The following is a 4,571-nucleotide window of genomic DNA, read 5'->3' on the forward strand; positions in this document are numbered from 1 at the left end:
GTTGCGCCCGCCGGTGAGCTCTTCTGGATCCCAGTTATAGGTTAACTCAAGCTCTGGTGCCGCTAAGCGTTCGGAGCGCGCTTCATCTTCCGGCGCGGCGAGAAAGACCAGCGTAAAACGGCCCTTCTCATTTTCTTTGCGACGCACTTCTTTCAACCCTAAAAGATCGCAGTAAAAATTCAACGATGCATCTAAGTCTCTTACCCTTACCATAGTGTGCAAAAACTGCATGTCATTCTCCCTCCATCATTACTGGGTATATTCGCTAAAGATAGCGGGAATACTGTCGTTGCGGGTCCAACTGAGAACAGCGTAATCATCAACCCGGCCGGTTTCCATGCCCGGAGAACCATGCGGCATACCTGGCACTGTTAACCCGATAACGTCTGGCTGCTCTTCTAACAGCCGCTTAATATCTGCAGCGGGCACATGGCCTTCTATCACGTAACCATCAACGATGGCTGTGTGGCAAGATGCTAGTTCTGCAGGAACATTATTGGCTACTTTGACTGACCGGAGATCGCCGTCACGGTGATGGTTTACAGTAAACCCGGCTTCTTCAAGATGGCTGACCCATGCACTACAGCAGCCACAGTTAGGATCGCTGTGCACATCAATCGTAGGCGCTGCCAAAGCGCTTAGCGAATAGGCAGCAAGAAGACTGCCCACCAGACCTTTAACTAGACGATTTCGTGACATTTAAAAATCCTCTTCACCGACATGTACAATAATACCTAGCTTACTTGGAATACGGGGCCGCCCCAAGGAGACTTACGTGGATTCAGTCACACAAGCAGCCCTTGGGGCCGCCATAGGTGGTGCAATATTAGGTAAACGACTGGGTCGCAAAGCCATACTAATGGGTGCAGTGCTCGGCACGCTGCCCGATCTAGACGTGATGCTTGATTATGGCGATGCAGTGGCTAATGTGACTGAGCACCGCGGTTTTAGCCACTCCCTATTTGTGCTGACTGGCTTAGCCACGATAGTGGCGCTACTGTGCCAGCGTTTCATACCTGCGCGTGATATCAGCCTGGGGAGATGGTGGTGTTTTTTCGTTCTCTGTCTGACAACCCACCCGGTACTTGATTCATTTACTACTTACGGCACTCAGCTGTTCTGGCCACTGGATATGCCACCCATAGCGTGGCCTATCGTGTTTATTATCGATCCTTTTTACACCCTACCGCTGCTGGTTGCGTTAACCATCGCTATTGCCGCCAAAAAAGTGCGTCGGGCTTGTACGATCGGATTAGTCGTATCCAGCATGTATTTACTACTGGCGGCAGGCGCGAAATGGAGCGTTGAGCAACGCTTAACCCCAGCACTGGCGGACGCTGGCTTACAGGCAGCACCGGTATTGATTCAACCGACGCCGTTTAATATTGCACTGTGGCGCGCGACGGTTATTGACGGAGATCGCTATTTTGAGAGTTTGATCAGCGTATTTGATAATCAGGACGCACCAACGCTTGAAGCTATAAAGCGCAACGTCGTACTTGAGGAAAGCGTGCTAGCCAGCCCACTTGGCCAACGGCTGACATGGTTTACTGGCCCCTTTCTACGCTATGACACGCTGTTGATCGATGGCCAGGAAACGCTAATCGCCACCGATATTCGCCTTGGCTTTCCAGGCTTTCATCCGTTCAGTTTTACCCTGGCAACGTGGAAAGATGGTTCTTGGCACCCTGCCGACATAAGCGAGCAACTAGCAACCTCCCGAGAGCCTAGACTGGAAATACTTTCAAGGCTCGCTGCCAGGGCTATCGGTGATAACACCGCACTGTGTGCCAGCGACTTTATTGAAGCACAATGGCGTGCCGAGCCTTCGCTTTACCGTTGCTGACACATCAGTGGACTCAAAAGACCGTGCCAACTAAGGAGCGATGCCCTGACCACAGCCTTTGTACTGTTCCCCGCCGATTGTCAGAGTGACTCGAGCGGGATACGGCTGGCCTTTCATGTCATCAAAACAGGCTCCCGACTCAATGCGTACGCGGAAAAACTCCTCTGCGTTGGCATTTTCAATCACCACTCTGCCCGCCTCATTGTCCATGACGCTTACCATATAGGGCATGGTTTGCGTCTCGCTGCCGTAGTTCGTTGTCCAAGTCATCACCGGAGCATCATGAGCTAGCTCAATCGACCAGCCCGGCTCATTGCCACGCCCTAGAAACATCACGCCAGGATGGTCAGCGCGGGTTGCTGCGGCTCGGCGCTGCCCCTGTTGGCATTGCAACTGACCACGCGGTGTTTCAACCTGCGCTTGATCGCCACGATTCCAGAAGCTGATCTCACCATCTTGATAGCGCGCACCACTTGCCACAATCGCTTCCGGTAAACGCCAGGCACCATGTAGTGACCAAAGACGCAGGTTATCGTCGTTCACCGCGGTGACCAAGTTCTGGTTTGCGGGCTGACACTCCCAAGCGTCAAAATGGGCCGCGCTGCCTGGAAATAGCGTAGCGGGCAGTAGCGGTGCACTGCTGTGTACGGTTGTTTTGGACACTCCAGCAGCAGAATTAGCAGGCGTTGTCCCAGTACTTGCACAGCCCGTCAATGCAAACGTGGCCGTTAGCGCAATCAAACCGGTTAACCGATTAGGTGAGTAAGTCATGCATTCTGCTCCCTGTTGTCATCACTGTTGTTACCGTTACCGCTATCACTATCGTTACTGCTATCGATGTTATGCCTTTGATCATCATAGGCACCGTCAATGGCGTCTAGTTAACGCTCGGCGTCGCTCTTCTTAATAAATAAATTTCACTTCAGCTAGCGACGCTTAAATGCTTTTAAGTCCTGCGGGTCAAAACTGTCAACCTGGGCTGGCAGCCCCAGCTCTTCGCGCTTTAACTTTATCTGCATTTTTTCAGCTAGGCGTTCAGAATCATCATCGGTAGTACGGCCGTTAAGTTCAGCGAGCTGCGTCATGCCTTGATGGTAAAATGTCACAATATCCAGCGCTACACGATTATCTTCCTCCACGCCGCGGCGCAGTGGCTGCAGGTAGCCACTAATCTGAGAAAGGTGGTGTTTGAGCTGCCATACATAGCGCATTTCAGTCATCCATGGGCGATCCTTAAGCACCGCAAACAGTACGCTGGTGGCCAACAAGCCAAGGAAGACCCCCAGCCCATTGAGCCATAAGGTGCTGCCAAAAGCGGAAGTTAACAGCATCGAGAACAGTAACCCGAAGACAATTAATTGCCCTGCCATGGCAATACTGATCATTCGCGCCTTGCGCTGGTAACTACTGGGATTATGCTGCTCAAGGGTGAAAACCATGGCCAACCTCATCATAAAAAGTAGTCTCTTATGATACGGGGCTGGCCAGGGCAAACAAGAGATTATCCAGCTGCGGGAAGATGACTGGGTTAACTCATTCGCTCAGCAGCGGTTTTTAGCAATCGTTCCGTGGTTTCCCAACTCACACAGGCATCGGTCACCGATACGCCGTAGCGCATCGCGTTAGGCGACAGCGCTTGCTTACCTTCAAACAGGTGACTTTCGAGCATTAGCGCCACCAAGTTGGCATCGCCTGCCTTGCGCTGTGCCAACACGTCGAGCAGCACTTCGCTTTGGCGTCGGTGATCTTTTCGCGCATTGGCGTGACTGCAGTCCACCATTAAGCGAGGGTTCTGTCCGGCGTCTCGTAGGGTATTCACCGCTGCTCGCACATGATGCGCCTGGTAGTTTGGCTCGCCATGACCACCTCGTAACACCACATGCGTATTGGGGTTACCAGCCGTTTCCTGCATGACCGGGCGTCCTTCATTATCCATGGCGAAACGCTGGTGGGAATGAGCCGCTGCCTGCATGGCATCAATGGCAACCTGAACGTCGCCGCTCGTCGCATTTTTGAACCCCACTGCGGCCGCAAGATCACTTGCCAGCTCTCGGTGTAACTGCGACTCAGTGGTACGAGCACCAATGGCGACCCAGCTCAGCAGGTCATCTAAGTAGGGGGCTAGCATTGGCTGTAAAAGCTCTGTGGCCACCGGCAGCCCCCGCGAAGCAACCGCGTGCATAAGCTCACGAGAAAGGGTGATGCCTTTTGACATATCACCACTACCATCTAGCCCAGGGTCGTATGCCAACCCCTTCCAGCCAACGGTGGTGCGCGGCTTTTCTACGTAAACACGCATGACCGGTAATAGTTGCTCGCTAACTTCTTCGCTTAGCGCAGCCAACCGATCGGCATACTCTAACGCTGCTTCTGGATCGTGGACGGAACAGGGGCCAACAACCACTAATAAGCGCTTATCTTGACCATTCAGGATACGCTGAACCGCTTGGCGCTGGTGGGCAATTTGCTCACCCAGTTGGCTATTGATAGCGACACTGCGGCGTAGCTCTGCCGGCAAAGGCAATGGCTGCGATGAGCTTGAGGGGCCATTCGTTAATGACGCTAGGTTTGACAAGGTTGTGCAAGCAGGGCTGACATGGGCATTCATAACTTAACTCTCCGGAAGCGTGTGACATCGTGATAACAACAACTTGCCACCCAGGCTTGCACGGTCGGAGGTGGCAGCTTGCACCGACCGCGCGTCGCTAAATCGCCAGCCATAGCC

Annotated in this window: 6 protein-coding genes; 1 reads left to right on the plus strand and 5 read right to left on the minus strand. The window is 53.1% G+C overall.

Annotated features, from left to right (window positions below):
• Both INT22_RS05725 and INT22_RS05730 read right to left on the minus strand, forming a co-directional pair.
• Positions 1-231, minus strand: a 231-nt coding sequence (locus INT22_RS05725) for a VOC family protein (RefSeq protein WP_193067850.1), incomplete at its 3' end; no start/stop codon positions are given.
• Between the two features lie 18 nt (positions 232-249).
• A complete protein-coding gene (locus tag INT22_RS05730; RefSeq protein WP_089039209.1) occupies positions 250-699 on the minus strand; it encodes a DUF411 domain-containing protein in 450 nt (149 codons plus the stop codon).
• A gap of 76 nt (positions 700-775) precedes the next feature.
• Between INT22_RS05730 and INT22_RS05735 the strand changes: the two genes are divergently transcribed.
• Positions 776-1,846: a metal-dependent hydrolase gene (locus INT22_RS05735; RefSeq protein WP_193067851.1), complete on the plus strand. Its 1,071-nt coding sequence runs from the start codon at positions 776-778 to the stop codon at positions 1,844-1,846.
• Between the two features lie 30 nt (positions 1,847-1,876).
• Here the strand turns inward: INT22_RS05735 and INT22_RS05740 are convergent, their stop codons facing one another.
• The 3 genes from INT22_RS05740 to INT22_RS05750 form a co-directional block, all read right to left on the minus strand.
• Positions 1,877-2,617, minus strand: coding sequence for an MliC family protein (locus INT22_RS05740; protein WP_193067852.1), 741 nt, complete (start codon positions 2,615-2,617; stop codon positions 1,877-1,879).
• A 155-nt stretch (positions 2,618-2,772) separates the two neighbouring features.
• Positions 2,773-3,285 (minus strand): DUF3087 family protein, encoded by a 513-nt coding sequence (locus tag INT22_RS05745; RefSeq protein ID WP_193067853.1) that lies wholly within the window; start codon positions 3,283-3,285, stop codon positions 2,773-2,775.
• A gap of 89 nt (positions 3,286-3,374) precedes the next feature.
• Positions 3,375-4,454 carry a 3-deoxy-7-phosphoheptulonate synthase gene (locus INT22_RS05750; RefSeq protein WP_089039213.1) on the minus strand — a complete coding sequence of 360 codons (1,080 nt, stop codon included), beginning with the start codon at positions 4,452-4,454 and terminating at the stop codon, positions 3,375-3,377.
• Between the last annotated feature and the right edge of the window lie 117 nt (positions 4,455-4,571).

Source organism: Halomonas sp. 3D7M (assembly GCF_014897885.1).
GTDB lineage: Bacteria > Pseudomonadota > Gammaproteobacteria > Pseudomonadales > Halomonadaceae > Vreelandella.